15 protein-coding genes, 1 tRNA gene and 1 pseudogene are annotated in these 17,267 nt (G+C 37.0%); 4 read left to right on the top strand and 13 right to left on the bottom strand.

Annotation, left to right across the window (positions count from 1 at the left end; genetic code table 11):
* Nucleotides 1-122 precede the first annotated feature (122 nt).
* The 10 genes and pseudogenes from gatB to KW2_RS00735 form a co-directional block, all read right to left on the bottom strand.
* Nucleotides 123-1,556: an Asp-tRNA(Asn)/Glu-tRNA(Gln) amidotransferase subunit GatB gene (gatB, locus tag KW2_RS00780; protein WP_021036582.1), complete on the bottom strand. Its 1,434-nt coding sequence runs from the start codon at nt 1,554-1,556 to the stop codon at nt 123-125.
* 38 nt (nt 1,557-1,594) lie between these two features.
* Nucleotides 1,595-2,197 carry an NUDIX hydrolase gene (locus tag KW2_RS00775; RefSeq protein ID WP_021036581.1) on the bottom strand — a complete coding sequence of 201 codons (603 nt, stop codon included), beginning with the start codon at nt 2,195-2,197 and terminating at the stop codon, nt 1,595-1,597.
* 2 nt (nt 2,198-2,199) lie between these two features.
* Nucleotides 2,200-3,660 carry an Asp-tRNA(Asn)/Glu-tRNA(Gln) amidotransferase subunit GatA gene (gene gatA / locus KW2_RS00770; RefSeq protein WP_021036580.1) on the bottom strand — a complete coding sequence of 487 codons (1,461 nt, stop codon included), beginning with the start codon at nt 3,658-3,660 and terminating at the stop codon, nt 2,200-2,202.
* The gene (gatC, locus tag KW2_RS00765) at nt 3,660-3,965 is read right to left on the bottom strand and encodes an Asp-tRNA(Asn)/Glu-tRNA(Gln) amidotransferase subunit GatC (protein ID WP_011675221.1); all 306 of its coding nucleotides are present in this window, start codon (nt 3,963-3,965) and stop codon (nt 3,660-3,662) included. The genes gatA and gatC overlap by 1 nt, the downstream gene beginning before the upstream one ends.
* Before the next feature lie 277 nt (nt 3,966-4,242).
* Nucleotides 4,243-5,031, bottom strand: a complete 789-nt coding sequence (gene codY / locus KW2_RS00760; protein WP_021036579.1) for a GTP-sensing pleiotropic transcriptional regulator CodY — start codon at nt 5,029-5,031, stop codon at nt 4,243-4,245.
* 152 nt (nt 5,032-5,183) lie between these two features.
* Entirely contained in the window at nt 5,184-6,398 is a 1,215-nt protein-coding gene (locus KW2_RS00755; protein ID WP_011675219.1) for a pyridoxal phosphate-dependent aminotransferase, read from the bottom strand.
* A gap of 129 nt (nt 6,399-6,527) precedes the next feature.
* Entirely contained in the window at nt 6,528-8,108 is a 1,581-nt protein-coding gene (locus KW2_RS00750) for a hypothetical protein (protein WP_021036578.1), read from the bottom strand.
* A gap of 197 nt (nt 8,109-8,305) precedes the next feature.
* Nucleotides 8,306-8,545 (bottom strand): hypothetical protein, encoded by a 240-nt coding sequence (locus tag KW2_RS00745; RefSeq protein ID WP_011675217.1) that lies wholly within the window; start codon nt 8,543-8,545, stop codon nt 8,306-8,308.
* Nucleotides 8,546-8,556: 11 nt separating this feature from the next.
* Nucleotides 8,557-8,766 carry a hypothetical protein gene (locus KW2_RS00740; RefSeq protein ID WP_021036577.1) on the bottom strand — a complete coding sequence of 70 codons (210 nt, stop codon included), beginning with the start codon at nt 8,764-8,766 and terminating at the stop codon, nt 8,557-8,559.
* A 174-nt stretch (nt 8,767-8,940) separates the two neighbouring features.
* A pseudogene (locus tag KW2_RS00735) lies at nt 8,941-9,720 on the bottom strand (DNA/RNA non-specific endonuclease); the annotation flags it as partial.
* Between the two features lie 133 nt (nt 9,721-9,853).
* On the opposite strand from KW2_RS00735, the gene KW2_RS00730 reads away from it, so the two are divergent.
* Together KW2_RS00730 and KW2_RS00725 are read left to right on the top strand one after the other, a co-directional pair.
* Nucleotides 9,854-10,294: a CoA-binding protein gene (locus KW2_RS00730; protein ID WP_041168545.1), complete on the top strand. Its 441-nt coding sequence runs from the start codon at nt 9,854-9,856 to the stop codon at nt 10,292-10,294.
* 181 nt (nt 10,295-10,475) lie between these two features.
* The gene (locus KW2_RS00725; protein ID WP_011675213.1) at nt 10,476-11,654 is read left to right on the top strand and encodes an MFS transporter; all 1,179 of its coding nucleotides are present in this window, start codon (nt 10,476-10,478) and stop codon (nt 11,652-11,654) included.
* Nucleotides 11,655-11,709: 55 nt separating this feature from the next.
* On the opposite strand, the gene KW2_RS00720 is transcribed toward KW2_RS00725, so the two are convergent.
* Nucleotides 11,710-12,399 carry a DUF975 family protein gene (locus KW2_RS00720; RefSeq protein ID WP_021036574.1) on the bottom strand — a complete coding sequence of 230 codons (690 nt, stop codon included), beginning with the start codon at nt 12,397-12,399 and terminating at the stop codon, nt 11,710-11,712.
* Between the two features lie 199 nt (nt 12,400-12,598).
* Here KW2_RS00720 and tgt point away from each other — a divergent pair, with 199 nt between their 5' ends.
* Nucleotides 12,599-13,747, top strand: a complete 1,149-nt coding sequence (gene tgt, locus KW2_RS00715; RefSeq protein ID WP_011675211.1) for a tRNA guanosine(34) transglycosylase Tgt — start codon at nt 12,599-12,601, stop codon at nt 13,745-13,747.
* 62 nt (nt 13,748-13,809) lie between these two features.
* Nucleotides 13,810-13,882, top strand: a tRNA-Thr gene (locus KW2_RS00710).
* Between the two features lie 151 nt (nt 13,883-14,033).
* Here the strand turns inward: KW2_RS00710 and KW2_RS00705 are convergent.
* A complete protein-coding gene (locus KW2_RS00705) occupies nt 14,034-14,348 on the bottom strand; it encodes a helix-turn-helix domain-containing protein (RefSeq protein WP_011675210.1) in 315 nt (104 codons plus the stop codon).
* Nucleotides 14,349-14,459: 111 nt separating this feature from the next.
* The gene (locus KW2_RS00700; RefSeq protein WP_021036572.1) at nt 14,460-17,207 is read right to left on the bottom strand and encodes an autotransporter outer membrane beta-barrel domain-containing protein; all 2,748 of its coding nucleotides are present in this window, start codon (nt 17,205-17,207) and stop codon (nt 14,460-14,462) included.
* Nucleotides 17,208-17,267: the final 60 nt, after the last annotated feature.

Here is a 17,267-nt window from a genome sequence, read left to right as displayed (position 1 = left end):
ATTCTCCTTTAAAAGTTGAGTTTTATATCTTTGCTGACAAACTCATTCTGCCAACATTTTACCATACTTATCAAGCATAATAAAAAATATCCGTTCCAAATTAGGACGGATATTTATATTTATTAAAAATTATCTAATTCTTGATACAAAAGTTTTTGAGCGACTGTTGGATTCGCTTGTCCTTTAGTTGCTTTCATCAATTGACCAACCAAAGCTTTGGCTGCATTTTGTTTCCCACCGCGATAATCGGCCACAGATTGTTCATTCTTAGCAAAGACCTCATGAATGATTGGCAAAAGAAGGTCAGGATCAGAAATTTGGACCAAACCAGCTTTCTTGACAAATTCTTCTGCAGAACCACCATTTTTCGCTAATTCAATAAAGACTTTTTTAGCAATTTTTGAAGAAATTGTTCCATCTGAAATCAAACGAATCATCTCTGTCAGATTTTCTGGGGTCAATCCAATCTCATGAAGTTCTTTTTTCTCGCTATTCAAATATTGAGCGACCTCGCCTTGCAACCAGTTTGAAACCAATTTAGGGTCAGTATCAAATTTAATCGCTTGATCAAAGAAATCAGAAACTTCTTTAGTTGCTGTCAATTGACGCGCATCATAGTCAGATAAGCCCAAATCATTAATATAATGTGCACGTCTTGCAGTTGCTGTCATTGGAAGGTCCTCGCGCATTTGTTCAATCCATTCGTCAGAAATCTCAAAACGAGGAACATCTGGCTCTGGGAAGTAACGATAATCAGACGCACCTTCTTTGACACGCATCAAAATTGTTTCACCGGTTTTGTCATTAAAACGACGCGTTTCTTGACGGATTTCGCCACCCGCACGCAAAATTTTAGCTTGACGTGCCACTTCAAAGTCCAAAGCTTTTTTGACATTGCTAAAAGAGTTCATATTTTTAACTTCTGTCTTCACACCGAAAGCTTCTTGCCCATAAGGACGAAGCGAAACATTGGCGTCACAACGCATTGAACCTTCTTCCATCTTCACATCAGAAATTCCTGTGTAAAGAATAGCTTCTTTGAGCGCTGTCAAATAAGCATAAGCTTCTTCTGGAGTGCGCATATCTGCTTCTGAAACAATCTCAATCAATGGCACACCTTGACGATTCAAGTCAACATAAGAGTAACCATCTGTTCCGTGAGTATTTTTCCCAGCATCTTCTTCCAAGTGAGCACGCTCAATACGAATCGTTGCTTTATGACCATCTTCAAGTTCAATCTCGATTGAACCATTGTAACCAATTGGCTCATCAAATTGTGAAATTTGGTAAGCTTTGGGATTATCAGGATAGAAATAATTTTTGCGGTCAAAGTGCATTGATTTGTGGATATCCATATTCAAAGCAAGAGCTGCTTTAATCCCGCTGTCAATCACCCCTTTATTCATGACTGGTAAAACACCAGGAAGTGACCAGTCAATCACATTTGTATTGCTATTAGGGTCGCCACCAAATTTTGTAGAGGCGGGACTGAAAATTTTTGAGTTTGTACTTAACTCAACGTGGACTTCAAGCCCAATTACTGTTTCAAAGTTCATTATTTTCTCCGATACTTTCCTTAAGAAAGTCAAATTATCTAGTCAATATATTGTTTTCCAGATTTTGACAATTTTTCAAGCAAATTAAGTTGTGCCATTGTATTTCGTTTTACTGATAAATTTGTTAGCTCTGACAAGTTTATAAATCTCGCCTCTGAAGTTTCACTATTTTTAAAAAATTCAAAAGATAAAACTTTACACTCAAAAACAAATTTATAAAATTGTTTTCCTTGAGGTTGCCATTTATCCGTATCAAAAATTGCTAATAGCCGCTTGATTTCTCCTGAAACCCCTGCTTCTTCTTGCAATTCCTTAAGTACGTTTTCGCTCGGAGTAAAGCCAATTTCACCGTACCCCCCAGGCAAAGCCCAATCTCTTCGTTTTTTATCTTGGACAAAGAGCACCTCCCCTTTATCATTTTGGATAAAAGCCCGTACATCAATCATAGGTGTAGGATAAGAGGCACTTGGACGAAAGAAATCTGTCAACTCCTTTTTAGTCAAAGTAGTTGGATTATTCACGAGTTGAGGTAAAATTTCTTTTATTTCATGATAACGTTCAATATCAAAAGTATCTTTCCCATAAAAAAGGCCAGCATCCACAATTGCATTTAATCGCTTGATTAATTCGTCAAATTCCATTTTTATTTTCCAAAAATAATCGGTTGTTTTTTGTGGAAATCAGTCGTTGCTTCAAAAGCAGCCGCTACTTGATAAATCGTTTCTTCATCGTAACGTTTACCAATCAATTGCATTCCCACAGGTAGTCCATCGGCAAAACCAGCAGGAATCGAAATTCCTGGAAGACCAGCTAAGTTGACTGGAATAGTCAATAAATCTGCCAAATACATTGAGATTGGGTCATCAACACGTGCTCCTAAATCCCAAGCTGGTGCTGGAGTTGTTGGTCCTAAAATCAAATCATATTTTTCAAAAACTTTAGCAAAATCATTGATGATTAAAGTACGAACTTGTCCTGCTTTTTTGAAATGTTTATCATAAGAACCGGCTGACAGACTGAAAGTTCCCAACATAATTCGACGTTGAACCTCAGGGCCGAATCCTTCAGAACGTGATTTCACATACAAATCTTCAAGGTTTTTGATGTCTTGTGCGCGATAACCATAACGAATGCCATCGAAACGTTGGAGGTTTGAGCTGGCTTCAGAAGAGGCGATAATATAATAAACTGCGACACCATATTTACTATGAGGAAGACTGACTTCTTCAACGATGGCACCTAGTTTTTCCAAATGTTTAGCTGCTGCCAAAATTTGTTCTTTGACTTTTTCATCAATTCCTTCACCAAAATATTCTTTAGGTAAAGCAATTTTCATTCCTTTGATGTCTTGACCAATTTTACTTGTAAAGTCAGGAACCGCAACATTTGATGACGTACTATCATTTTTATCAAAGCCAGAAATGACATTTAAAAGTTGAGCATTTTCTTCAACTGTTGGTGTCAATGGACCGATTTGGTCTAATGATGAAGCAAAAGCAATCAAGCCAAAACGGCTGACACGACCATAAGTTGGTTTTAAACCAACAATTCCATTGAAAGCAGCTGGCTGACGGATTGAGCCACCAGTATCTGAACCAAGTGATAAACGAACCTCACCAGAAGCAACTGAAGCTGCGGAACCTGATGAAGAGCCACCAGGTACTTTTGTTTGGTCCCAGGCGTTTTTAGTTGGCTTAATCGAAGAATTTTCACCAGACCCACCCATGGCGAATTCATCCATGTTGAGTTTACCAATTGTAATTAACCCAGATTGGCTCAATTTATTAGCAACTGTTGCATTATAAGGAGGAATCCAACCACCAAGAATCTTAGAAGCTGCTGTTGTTTCAATACCTTCTGTAACGATATTATCTTTGACACCAATCGAAATTCCATCAGTCACAACATCTGGATTAATTCCACGAGCATCAATTGCTGCGGCTTCTTTCAAAGCTTTTTCTTCTGTGACTTTCAAAAAAGCGTCAATTTGTGGTTCACGTGCTTGAATGTCAGAAAGCGTCGCCTTTGTCAATTCAAGAGCCGAAATTTCTTTATTTACAAGAAGCTCATGTAGTTCTTTGATTGATTTATTATTGTATGACATTAGGCATCTCCTCCATCAGAAAGCATTGCTGGAACTTTGATAAAGCCGTCTTCTTTTTCAGGAACAGCCGCCATGAGTTTTTCACGATCAAGTCCTTTTTCCGCCACATCTTCACGCATAAAGTTGAGGTTATCTGCCACATTCATAGTAAATGGTACACCATCAGTATCGACTTCATCCAACATTTCAACCATATCAATGATTTTTCCGAAAGTGTCGGTGAATGATTTTACTTCATTTTCCGAGAATTCAAGCTTTGACAAAAGTGCCACGTGCTTGACTTGCTCCTCTGTAATTTGACTCATATTTTCAATCTCCATTTTTTAGAGTGTATTCTTGTTAATTATAACAAAATATCAGCATTTTCGCAGTCTGTCAGCAATTTTAAAAGGCTTCTTAACATATTTTTTAATGATTGCTCTTAGCTTAAAATAAAACTTACTGACAGAAGCAATTAAAACACGAGAACCTCCCATCAGCGATAGGAGGTTCTTGTGAAGTCGAAAGCTAAACGCAATCTAGCTGTCCATTTATCTACCTGCAAAAACAAATGATAAAAGAACAAGCGTTAAGCTCTGACTTTTAGAAATTACGTCCAGCAAGTTTATCAAACAAACCAGTATTAAGAACTTTAAGATAAGTTCCTTTCATACCAAGTGAACGTGATTCAATAACACCAGCAGATTCAAGTTTACGTAAAGCATTAACAATCACTGAACGTGTAATACCAATCTTGTCAGCAATGACAGAGGCAATAACATGCCCTTCTTCACCATCAAGTTCTTCAATAATTGCTTTGACAGCTTTCATTTCTGAGTAAGAAAGTGTATTAACAGCCATTGTTGCCATAGTGTCTTTACGGATATTTTCTTCCATTTGTTCAAGTTTAAGGTTTGAGAGTTGTACACCGATTACTGTTGTTGCAAGCTCAACCAAAACAAGATCGTCATCTGTAAATTCACCATCTTCACGCCACATAATAAATGTTCCAAGACGCATTCCAGAACCATAGATAGGCGCTAAAGTTGTCAAACCTTTTGGAAAGTTCTCAAGACTTTCTTCTGGGAAAATTGCTAAAGGACGATCAACAGGAACGTTTGCCATTGTATCGTAAATACGTACTGCTGCACGAACGTATTCGTCAGGCAATTTACGATCGTAGAAAAATTGGTCAACGCGATCATTGTTTGTATTGTAAGGCAATGAGTAACCAAGCAACTCGCCCTTCGTATTAATCACGCAGGCGTTGCAATCAATGACGTTTGCCAAGCGTTCAGTCATACTGTTGTATGGCAACTCTTGTTGCAAATCGGTCACTCCATCTTGCAAAATCGCGGTGATTTTACGTGTTTTTTCAAGTAATGTAGCCACTTTGTTCTCCTATTTTTTTATATTCTTGTTTTTATACAAAATTTTTCATAATCAGTATAACATAAAAAAGCATGAAAAACAATAAAAATTGTCAGAAAATTACTCTCAACAAAAAAAGATATACGAATTATTCATACATCTTTTTCTATTTATTATTTACGATACTGCCATAAAAAGCGTTCCATTTTTTCCTGTATTTCCGCCAGTTCATCTACACGAGGCAGATAGACAATCCGAAAATGATCAGGATCTTTCCAATTGAATCCTCGACCATGAACAAGAAGTATCTTTTCCTGTTTTAAAAAGTCTAAAACAAATTGTTCATCATTATCAATTTTATACATTTCTCTGTCAATTTTAGGGAAAATATAGAAAGCAGCTTGTGGCTTCACGGCAGATAATCCTGGAATATCATTAATGGCTTTATAAATGAATTCTCTTTGTTCATAAACTCGTCCACCTGGCAAAAGCAGCTTATCAACAGATTGAGTCCCACCAAGTGAGGTTTGCACAACAGACTGAGCTAAAACATTTGAACAAAGTCTCATTGAAGCGAGCATGTTCAAGCCTTCGATATAGCCTTTGACATGCGATTTCTCACCTGACAGAACCATCCAGCCCACACGAAATCCAGCAATACGATGTGACTTGGAAAGTCCATTCATTGTGACCACAAAAAGGTCAGGTGCTAAGCTGGCAATCGGAACATGAACAGCGCCGTCCATGACCAAACGGTCATAAATCTCATCCGAAAAGATAATTAAATTATTTTCTCTAGCCACTTGGACAATTTCAAGTAATAAATCTTTAGAATACAGCGCGCCCGTTGGATTATTAGGATTAATTAAAACAATGGCTTTAGTATTACTAGTAATTTTTGAGCGAATATCATCAATATCCGGAAACCATCCAGCTTGTTCATCGCAGAGATAGTGAACCGCTGTTCCCCCAGCTAAGCTGACAGAAGCCGTCCAGAGCGGATAATCAGGCATAGGGATCAAAACCTCATCACCAGTATCCAAAAGGCCTTGCATAGCCATAACGATTAATTCAGAAACACCGTTACCAGTGAAAATGTCATTGATATCCAGATTAGGGAATCCTTTAAGTTGACAGTATTGCATAATCGCCTTACGAGCCGAGAAAATACCTTTAGAATCTGAATAGCCTTCGCTATCCACAGCATGCTGAATCAAATCGCTAATCACTTCGTCTGGGGCAAGAAAACCAAATTCTGCTGGATTTCCTGTATTCAACCGAAGAATTTTTTCACCATTGGCTCGCATACGCTGTGCTTCATCAAGCACTGGACCACGAATATCATAGCTGACATTATCAAGTTTATGCGATTTTTCAAACTTTCTCATAATTGACCTCCGTAAGTGTTATGAAGTTTAGCATTCAAAACTCAGCAGCAGACTTAGTAATTTAGCCTGCTCACGTAATTATAGCACCTTTACTCTTTGGTTTTGCTTTCCTTGTGCTTAACAATTTTTTTATTTCTTTTGATAGACTTGGAAATACTTACCAGAATAATTGCTTACTTTATAATCTTTATCCAAAACTTTTTTCAAACTAGCAGGAACTTCTTGAGCAGCTTGCAAAACAACATACTTATCTGTTAATTTTCCAACTTTCAAATCATAGTTTTGTGTAAATTTAACTGGATAATTTGCTGGTACATTGTCCAAAGTCGAAATTGTTTTTGTTAAATTATTAATATTTTTACCGTCTGAAACCACGTAAACTCGGTCAGAACTTTTAGCATTAGCTTGAATGTATTGTGCAACATTTTGCTCTTCTGAAGCAATTGTCCGATTCATAAAATGGTAGCTAATTGGAGTGAAAATAACGAAAAGAATTGCTAGAATAGGGGCAAATAAGCGATTTTGTAAATACTTCAGAAGGATTTGATCACTATCTTTAAGACTCAGCCCAGCAAAGACCACTGTAAATGGTAGAACTGCTAAAAGATTAGAACTATCAAAAGTTTGCGCAAAAACAACTATTGTTGTTACGCCAACAATCCCAATGAGTAGCATCACATACCAAATTCTGGCTGGTCCACCTTTTTTTAATTGCACAAGTCCTTGGACAAATCCTGCAACAATCCCAAAGATAAGAGTTAGTACTAGTGCCTTCGCTAAGGTGACTAATAAATCTCCGCTCGGTCCAAAATGAGTAAATGGAATTAAAACAGATTGTTCAATAGAAGTATAGACGGTTTGTGCTTCAAGAGAGTAGTAGGCCACCGAGTAACCAACTAACAAAACTCCCAAAATTGAAGCAAGCATTTGATAAAAACCATGCCCAATTCTGCGAATGCTAATATTATAAATCACCAAGGCCAAAGCTGACAAAATAAAGAAAATAGACATCACTGGAGAAATGACCAGAGCAAAAGCCGCGGCCATTCCAAATCGGATAAATCCTCTATCCGTTGAGGAATCTTGGAAATATTGACTCAAAAATTGAGCGCCCCAAAGAGCAAAAGGAAGAGCAAAGAGTGTTGGACTATCGCCTCCTCTAGCTAAACCAGCAATAATAACCAATGTAAAGACCGATACAGTCAATGATGCCGTGTGATTTCTGGTTTGTTGACTTACCAAACGATAAGTTAAAATTCCGCTGATTAATAAGGCGATAATTTCAAAAAGCCAAAGAAGCCAAGTGCTTCCACCGGTATTACCTAACCAGTTGATGAGATAAAAAATTGAGCCACCAGTTCCATAAAAATCATTGTAAGGAACTAAACCATGATGCATTGCAAACCCAGAATAGAGATTTTGTGACTGACTAGCTGTCGCAACAGGTTTCCACAAAGGAAAAGCATAAAAACTTAGTGCCAAAAGAATTGATAATCCTGTCAGTAATCCATACGTTGCTAAAGGGATTCTGAGCGTTTTTCCATGTGTCAATTTTTGTCTTGAAGTTCGTTCGGCTGTTTGATCTTCTGTTTCTTCTAAATGTTTAATCGCTTGATTTGCTGCCGCTTCCACGACATCAGAATCTTTTTTTGCCCAACGAGAGCTTCTACGCTCATGACGCGATGAGCGCGATCCATATTCATTTGACATGACGTCCTCCGATGTTTCCTTAGCGGAAATCTTTTTTTATAAACAAAATGCTTGTTTTAAATACACAGTAGTAAAAGAATTATATCAAATTTTTTAAAAACACTCAATAAAATTAAAAATGATTATAAAATTATAATCAAAAAAATTACTGACGAAACTGTCAGTAATTCTATAATTATCATCATTTAAAAAGCTGCTTAATTTTTCATTTTACCAAGTACCCATAGGACTAGGGCGACGATGACAATGAAAAACCAAAAATGTGGATTAAACAAAAGTAAGATTCCTGAAACCATCAAACGAATGACCAACAAGATGAGTAAAATCGGGAAAATATAGCGTAAAAAGACCCTTAAGGCTATGACCCCCAAAAATACCAACAATATTGACAAAAGCGCTCCAAGTACGATTATTCCTGACAAAATTCCTAAAAACATATTCACTCCTTTTAGTAGTAACGACTACGGCTGGCTCTTACAAGCCATACTATGAAAGCAATCACAAGTAATGCACCCCAGAAATGAGGGCTAAACAAAAGCATTAAACCACCGAACAAAAATTTTAAAATCATTAAGATAATCAATGCTGGTAAAACAAATTTAAAGAAACCCTTTATCAAAAGTAACATGACTAAAATTAACATGACTAATAAAAACATTCTTTTTCCTCCAGTAATTAACAACCTCTTATTATATTTGTGAAGCTGTCTTTCTATTCTCATTATAGCAAGAAAAAAAGCCTTAATTCTCAGTCTTTTGACTGATTTTTCAGGCTTTCTGTTATTGAATTAAGAATTAATTTTACTGACAGAACTGTCAGTAATTATTTAAGGTTTGACTGTATTGACTGCAGTCCCGTCAGCATAATTAATTTTAGCATTAGGAGCGACATTATCAAGAACAACAACGGTTGCTCCACCATTCCCAGACTTTTCACGTCCCCCGCCAAGTTTAATCGGCAAGCTTTGACCGTTTTTATCTATTCCAACGTAAGCCAATCGAATTTGGCGTGGCAAAAGCTCATTTCCTTTGTAAAGTGGAGTGACTTGATAATCCAAATAATAGTTAGGATGATTAGCAAGCCAGCTGTCTAACCGATTTTCATAATAAAGCATGCTGGCAGTATTTCCATCATTCGTTCCCGTGAAATTTCCACCGTTAAACCAAGCAGTTTCCGGAACTAAATTTCTTGCTTCATCATTTAAACCAGAAAATTGATAACCAACCAAATGTCCACGCGCCATCAACCACATTTTACCAATCGAACCATTGGATTTCTTGTAATAGAAATTATAATTATGCCAGCCAACAGGATTATAAGTTAAAGGTTCCCGTTTTACTTTAGGTTCTTGCGAATCTTTAAGTTGAATGTGCGCATCAACTGCACGCCCTAAAGCATCAGTATTTGCCATGACCATTTGTTTTTGGTTTTTAAAAGGCAAAGGAGCTTGCTTAACTGATGTTGCCAAGGCTTTTGTGGAAACTTGACTACTACTAGTATATGAATCATTTCCTTGCCCTAAATGTAAACGTCCAGAACCAAAATATCCCACAGCTAGTGCAATAATAACTGCAACCACGCTTGTTATTGTTTTTAATTGTTTCTTATTCATAGCTTAATTATAGCAAAAAAATTAAAAAGATTTTGTAATTCTAAAAAAGTTTGAACCTCCCTATAAAAAGGCTAAAATAAGGCACCAATTCCTTCAATATTGTATAATAGACTCAAAGACAAGAGGAGGAAATCTGATGTACGAATTTGAAAATCCAGAACAAGAGGTCCTGTTTGATTACCTCAAAAAAGCTAAAACGATTGCCGTTGTAGGAATTAGTGATAAAACAGACCGCTCATCTTATTTAATCGCTCAAGGATTACAAAAAAATGGGTACCGTGTCATTCCAGTTAATCCCAGACTTGCAGGAACTGAATTGTTAGGTGAAAAAATATTTTCTTCTATCAAAGATATTCCTTTTCACATTGATATTGTCGATATTTTTCGCCGAAGTGAATTTTTGGCAGATGTAGCCCGCGATTTTATTGAGACAGACGCTGACGTATTTTGGGCTCAATTGGGCCTTCAATCTCAAGAAGCTGAACAAATTATCCGAACTGCTGGAAAGAGCAAAATCGTGATGAATCGCTGTATTAAAATCGAATATGCTTATTCAGGATTAGGAAGAAAATAAAATAAAAAAATGTGGTCTTGTATCATTAAGTTTCCCTGTCAACATTTTATTTGATTTTTTTGATACAATAATAAAGTTGAATTACGCAAACACAAAACTCTCGTCTAAAAAGCGGGAGTTTTATCTGTTTTTTAGGCGGATGTTTACGCATTCATAAATTTTTCTCAAAGAAAGGAACTTTATGAAAGAAAAACTTTGGACAACAACTTTCGTTGTTAATATGTTACTTAATTTTATTTTTTATCTTGTTTTTTATCTCCCTACCGTTGTCATCGGGACAATGGCCATGGATCGTTATCATGCCTCTGCTAGTATTGCTGGTATTTTATCTGGCATTTTTATTGTCGGCGGATTTATCGCAAGGCTTTGGGCTGGAAATAATATGAAGCGCCTTGGTGCTAAAAAGCTTCTATATATCGGAACCTTAATTTATTTCTTACTAACCTTTGTCTACTTTATCGTTCATAGTGTTGCTCTCTTGCTCATTCTCCGTCTAGTACACGGTGTTGGTTTTGGTATCGCTGCAACAGCTTCTGGTACTCTAGCAGGAGCTATCGTGCCTTCTTCTCGTCGTGGTGAAGGAATTGGGTATTATGCCCTGTCTGTGACACTCTCGTCAGCAGTTGGGCCATTTTTATCAATGTTCCTTTATCGAACTTCTGGCTTTTACTCTTTGATCTGGCTTTCCGCTTTATTATTATTCCTTGCACTGATTGGTATTTTCTTCCTACGAGTGAACGAGAAACCTACTGACAGTTCTGCAATTACAGAAAATCATAAAAAATTTGCTTGGTCAAATTATTTTGAAAAAGAAGCTTTACCCATTTCCCTAATTGCTTTTCTCATCGGAATTTCGTATTCAAGTATTCTGTCATTTATGGATGCCTACGCTCTTAATATCCATCTCTCAGAAGCTGCTTCATTCTTCTTTTTAGTCTATGCGATTACTGTTCTTTTATCACGTCCAATCACTGGTCGTATCTTTGATGGATTTGGGGATAACTTTGTCATGTATCCCACCTATCTCTTTTTCGCTTTAGGACTTTTATTAATTGGATTAGCTCAATCAGGTTGGATGCTCCTTATCGCCGCAATCTTCATTGGTTTAGGCTATGGTTCTTTCTCTCCTTTTGGACAAGCGATTGCCATTCGTAACTCTGAAGCACACCGTCTAGGAGTAACTACTTCTACCTTCTTTGGTTTTATGGATATGGGTGTTGGTTTTGGACCCTTTATTTTAGGAATGTTTATGCCCTTATTAGGTTATCGTAATCTCTATTTTGCATCAGCAATTCTTGCGCTTCTAATTGCTGTCATTTATCATTTTGTCCACGGACGTCACGTTAAAACTGAAAATTAATTTACTGACAAACTGTCAGTAAATTAAAAAGCTGTCAATTTACTGACAGCTTTTTTTATTTACCAATATTTTCATAATAAGCAATTGAAGCCATATTGAGGTAAGGAGTTGTCCAAAATCCCGCTAATCCCCCAGAAATACCATAAAGGACATACCACCAAAAGAAACTAAATTTGAAAATGAAATAATCTCCACGTAGTCCCTTCATCATGGTCGCTGATTCGCTCAATACATTCATCACACCACTATAACGATCTTCTTCTAGCTGATCAAACAAAACGTAAGTTGATTGTGACCAACCAAGTGCCAAATAAATGCCAACTGCCCAACCAATGATTGGAATAAACATTAAAACAACAAAAATGATTCCTTTAACAATATTTAATAGAATTATTTTTCCAGCCGAGCCATCATAAAATGGTCCAAAAACATTTTTGAATTGCGGATTATTACGCTCACCACGGAAAATTTTAATATAGTTAAAGATTGCTCCCACTGTCACCACTGAAACAAATAAAGCGACCACAATCATCAAAATTACAATAAGCAATGTCGCAAAACTAACTGCCATCCAGACACTACTCGGTACATTATCAAAAGAACCATTGTAGTCCATTGATTGTTTCATACCATTTCCGCCACCTAGTATTCCCATGATTATTGGAATAATAAAAAGTAACATTTTCGAGCCGAAATTATCACGTAAGGCTCCCTTGGCTTGATTTTTCAATTCCCATCTTGACATAAAACACCTCCCAATCATTTATCCTACATTTACTCCATTATACCAATAAATACGCAAAATCTCTAAGACTTTCGACTGATTTTTTAAAATCGTCTATAAAATCCATTTAATTTTTGTTATACTTATAAGTGCTTGCTTTTTAAGCCACAAGAAAGCTCAACTCGAAAATTAAAAAAAACAAGTAAATTAAAGGAATTTTATGACAGAACACGCAATAAAATACAGATTAATAAAAAAAGAAAAACACACTGGAGCAAGATTGGGAGAAATCATTACCCCTCACGGAACCTTCCCAACTCCAATGTTCATGCCAGTCGGTACCCAAGCCACTGTAAAAACAATGAGCCCAGAAGAACTCAAAACTCTCGGCTCTGGAATCATTCTCTCAAATACCTACCACCTTTGGCTACGCCCTGGTGACGAACTCGTTGCTGAAGCTGGTGGTCTTCACAAATTCATGAATTGGGACCAACCCATCCTAACAGATAGTGGTGGTTTCCAAGTTTATAGTCTTGTTCAAAATAAGAAAAATATTACAGAAGAAGGCGTTAAATTTAAAAGCCATTTAGATGGACGTGAACTTTTTCTCAATCCAGAAAAAGCAATTAGTATCCAAAACAATCTTGGTTCAGATATCATGATGTCCTTTGATGAATGCCCACCTTTTTACCAACCTTATGATTACGTTAAAGCCTCTGTTGAACGAACTTCACGATGGGCTGAACGTGGGCTCAATGCTCACCGCCGTCCAAATGACCAAGGACTGTTTGGAATTGTTCAGGGAGCTGGCTTTGAAGATTTACGTCGTCAATCAGCTAGCGATTTAACTTCTATGGATTTCGCTGGTTATTCGATCGGTGGTCTTGCCGTTGGAGAATCACATAAAGAAATGAACGCTGTTCTTGACTTTACAACACCAATGCTTCCTGAAGATAAACCACGCTATCTAATGGGTGTTGGTGCTCCAGATAGCTTGATTGATGGAGTTATACGTGGGGTGGATATGTTTGACTGTGTTCTTCCTACACGAATCGCTCGTAACGGAACACTAATGACACATTTTGGTCGAGTAAATATTCGAAATGCTAAATATGAGCATGATTTCACTCCACTTGACCCAATGTGTGATTGCTACACTTGTACCAACTACACACGCGCCTATCTACGTCATTTAATTAAAGCCGATGAAACCTTTGGTTTACGCCTTTGCTCATACCATAATCTTCATTTCCTAGTAAACCTCATGAAAGATGTTCGCCAAGCAATCATGGATGATAACCTTCTAGAATTCCGTGAAGATTTCTGTGAACGTTATGGCTACAATCAACCCAATGCCAAAGATTTTTAGTTCTTGAAAAAGCAATTAAAAAGTTGTATTATAATAAAAGTGGAGAACCACTTTTATTTTGTGCCGACTTAGCTCAGTCGGTAGAGCACTTCACTCGTAACGAAGGGGTCGTAGGTTCGATTCCTATAGTCGGCACTAATTCAAAATCCTTGTCTATCGATAAGGATTTTTCTTTTAAAACATTATCCCATTCCACTTTTTCCTAAAATTATCTCTTAATCTATAAAATAAAAACTACTGAATTATTAGTTCAGTAGTTTTTATTTGTCCTAAGCTCAATAAACAATCAATCTTCTTTTATTCTTGATAATATCCATTTTTGACAAAGAAGATACATTTCAATTTTTTGCTTATTTGTAAGAGAAACAAATGTGTTTTCAATGCTTTCCACATTTTCAAAAGGAACTTTTCCAATCAAATAATCGGGCAGAACTTTAAAATAGTTTGCTAACTCCATCAATCTTATCCCAGAAGGCACTCCACCATTTTTATAATTTGCAAGAGCATTTCTAGTATAGCCTAATTCTCTCTCAATTTGATTAAATGACTTACCAGATTCATGAGTCAAAGCTTTCAAACGTAGATAAAATATATTTTCCATTTTTCTTATCCATCAATACACTATTACTTGTGTACTCTTTCCCTAGTATCCCCTGAATGTTTACTTCATCATAAATGTCAGCCCAAAATATTTTCATCATTGTTCTATCTTCTATGGAGCGCTTGTCAAAGTCCATGATAAAGTCCCTTTAAACTCAGAATTTACTTTCTGAAAACTTGAAGGAACTTTTAAGGCAAAGAGACTCGGCGAAGCCTTATCAATTACTACGGTATCTCCTACTTCCCCTGCAGATTTAGAATGGACGACTTGTGGATTATTAGTGAGCACTTTCCCATCGTATGAAAGATAATTCATAAATGATATGCCTCCTGACACCGGAGTATCCACACCATTATTTATAACTTCTTGAATTGGAGAACTTTGAGAAACACTGACAGTCCAAGATGTTGCTAGATTTGGCGCTCTGGTATCTGAAACTACAACAGAATTATCTAACATTCCTTGGTAAGATTTATCAACAGGCACTACAGGATTTTTACCAAAATCAATTTGTGATGGTACTGAACTAAAGCCAATACTTCCACTGTATATCAGATTTACTTGATAAACATTATTTTTGGAAAATGCTACTCCCCCAGCTCCTGTGACAGCACTTGATAATCCTGAGTTAACATAACTTACGAGATTAGGGTCCAAAAAGTCTTTAACTGACCATCCAGCAGCATTATTAGTTATCCAATCATTTAGCCACTTTTGTGCTTTATCAATCGATGGTCCATCAATAGGAGCACCTGTCAACACTGTAGCTATTGTGTAAGGTTGAGGTGCTGTTGGAGCACCAGAACCTGAATTTTGATCAACATTAACTTTCAATGTAACATCTTGTTCTAATGCTTTCAAAGTTATAACAAAGTTATTTGGACCAACAATAAATTTAGGATTAGCCGCTTGTGCTGCTTGAAGAGCAGTCATTCCCGGAGTAGTGCTATCCGTATAGGTTTTACCATCAGGAGCAACAACCTTGTCAATTCCATAGCCGGTAGGAGTATCTGGACTTAATTTGATTGTTTCTCCAACAAGACCAGAAATTGCAGTAGTCGCAGGTAAAGTAGTTTGAAGTTTACCTACGACTCCATTTTGTCCCGGAACATTTGAAGCCCAATTATAACTTATCGTCCCATTTTGTGTTACAGCCGAAATCGTTACTTTAAAATTATTTGATCCAGGAACAAAGTGATCGTTAGCTTGCAAAGCTTCCGCAATCGAAGAGTAAGTTACATTATTTGGACCTACAACGCTTGAGACCACATAACCAGCAGAAAGGTTTGGCATTACAAAATTCAAATCAGAACCAGTTAATCCAGATAATTGAATATCATTTGGTAACGTTGGAGCTCCTGCTGGAACATTTGAGTTATAAGCAAAATTTACTGTTCCCGTTTGATTAGCAGCTGATAACATGATTTGATACTGATTTTTTGAAGCTGTTGCATCAAAAGTTGGATTGCCTGCTAAAAATGATTTAATCGTTGAATCTGTTGTACTCCCTGTTGAGGTTCCACCAGCTGAATTAGTGATTTTAGAAATATAGTATCCAGCAGGTACTTGAGCCGCTAAATTCTTTTGAAAATTAGGAGAAGCAGCCACGATAGTCTGATCAGTAACCCCAGAGACTGAATATAAAGGTGGTACTGTCGGAGTTCTTTGAGCCACCGGATCATAATTAAATGTAAAGCCTGCACTTTGTGCTAGAGGTGTGTAAGAAACATTAATCTGATTAGGATTTGCTGTTCCCACTGGGAAATTCTGTACAGTAACCGCCGGAGTGAATGATTTAAAGTTATATCCCGTTGGTGCTACTGGTACAAAATAATCGTAGTTATCTGACGTCTGTACTGTATTTCCTTGGGCTACAACTCCAATTTTATCACCTACGTTTGCCGTGATAGTAGAGTTCTTCCAAGCGGTACCTTTTGGTGCTAATTGGCTCCCAGTTAAACTATTGAGATAGTTAACATTGACTGGCTGAACTCCTTTTCCTGCCGTAACTTCATTAACTGTCACAGACATCTGTGAGTAGTTCCCACCAGTTGCGGCCATAAAACCAATTGACATGCTCTTTTGAACTGTAATATCCGCTGAGCTAACGTAGTTAGTCCCCCCATTTCTAGATAGATAACTAATTGTTCCAGTTACTGTTCCATCTGAATTTAAGACAGGATTACTCCATTCCATGGTAAAAAGATTTGTAGAATTATTATTTGCTGTATAATCAGAGCTGGCACTAAGTATTTTTGCTCCCGGACCATTACCTTGAGCAATTACCGTTGCAGTATTGTAGTCACTTCCGACAATGATTGATGTCTTTTTATAAGAATAATTATTTCCTATAAAGTAAGTGCCCGAACCTAGATTACCTACTCCTAAGTTCCCACCAGTTGCTCCTCCCGAGAGCTGAGATGAAGACAGGTTAGTAAGTAAAATACCATTTGCATCTCCCAGAATTTTCCCAGAACCAAAAAGGCCTTTTGAGTTAGCAAGGGTTGTCCCAACAATTCTGATTGACTGAGTCATGTCAACAGCGCCATTAAAAGGAAGCCAAGAACCTGTATTTGCTTGATTGGTTCCGAAGTCATAAGTTGACGAAGAACTCCAACCCGCACCACTGGTATTCTTTCCGACTGGAGTATAATTGTTAGCTGTCTGAAAATCTTTTAAGCCCCAAGTGTGATTCCCTGTATCAACGGCCCCGCCAGGGGCTAAAGTTGTGGATGCATTGGTTGCTGATACTATCAACTGACCTTGAAGGGCTAAACTTGGCAACAAGGTACTTACCAAAAGCAAGGCACTTGCGCCAATTTTTGTAGATTTTTTAAGTAAGTTTTTTATTTTTCCCATTGTTGTTTTCACTTTCGTTAACTGTACCTTTAAAATTATAAAAAAGTTGTTTCTTCATAT

It is taken from the genome of Lactococcus cremoris subsp. cremoris KW2, assembly GCF_000468955.1.
GTDB lineage: Bacteria > Bacillota > Bacilli > Lactobacillales > Streptococcaceae > Lactococcus > Lactococcus cremoris.
Note: the sequence above shows the minus strand (reverse complement) of the source record. Positions and strands in the feature narration are given on the sequence as shown.

Bases quoted from the DNA above. Each gene is read 5' to 3' on its own strand.
- KW2_RS00725 (WP_011675213.1), top strand. From the start codon at position 10,476: ATGAAAGAAAAACTTTGGACAACAACTTTCGTTGTTAATATGTTACTT.
- KW2_RS00720 (WP_021036574.1), bottom strand. From the start codon at position 12,399: ATGTCAAGATGGGAATTGAAAAATCAAGCCAAGGGAGCCTTACGTGAT.
- KW2_RS00705 (WP_011675210.1), bottom strand. From the start codon at position 14,348: ATGGAAAATATATTTTATCTACGTTTGAAAGCTTTGACTCATGAATCT.
- KW2_RS00740 (WP_021036577.1), bottom strand. From the start codon at position 8,766: ATGTTTTTATTAGTCATGTTAATTTTAGTCATGTTACTTTTGATAAAG.
- gatC (WP_011675221.1), bottom strand. From the start codon at position 3,965: ATGAGTCAAATTACAGAGGAGCAAGTCAAGCACGTGGCACTTTTGTCA.
- tgt (WP_011675211.1), top strand. From the start codon at position 12,599: ATGACAGAACACGCAATAAAATACAGATTAATAAAAAAAGAAAAACAC.
- gatB (WP_021036582.1), bottom strand. From the start codon at position 1,556: ATGAACTTTGAAACAGTAATTGGGCTTGAAGTCCACGTTGAGTTAAGT.
- KW2_RS00700 (WP_021036572.1), bottom strand. From the start codon at position 17,207: ATGGGAAAAATAAAAAACTTACTTAAAAAATCTACAAAAATTGGCGCA.
- KW2_RS00775 (WP_021036581.1), bottom strand. From the start codon at position 2,197: ATGGAATTTGACGAATTAATCAAGCGATTAAATGCAATTGTGGATGCT.
- KW2_RS00745 (WP_011675217.1), bottom strand. From the start codon at position 8,545: ATGTTTTTAGGAATTTTGTCAGGAATAATCGTACTTGGAGCGCTTTTG.
- KW2_RS00750 (WP_021036578.1), bottom strand. From the start codon at position 8,108: ATGTCAAATGAATATGGATCGCGCTCATCGCGTCATGAGCGTAGAAGC.
- gatA (WP_021036580.1), bottom strand. From the start codon at position 3,660: ATGTCATACAATAATAAATCAATCAAAGAACTACATGAGCTTCTTGTA.
- KW2_RS00755 (WP_011675219.1), bottom strand. From the start codon at position 6,398: ATGAGAAAGTTTGAAAAATCGCATAAACTTGATAATGTCAGCTATGAT.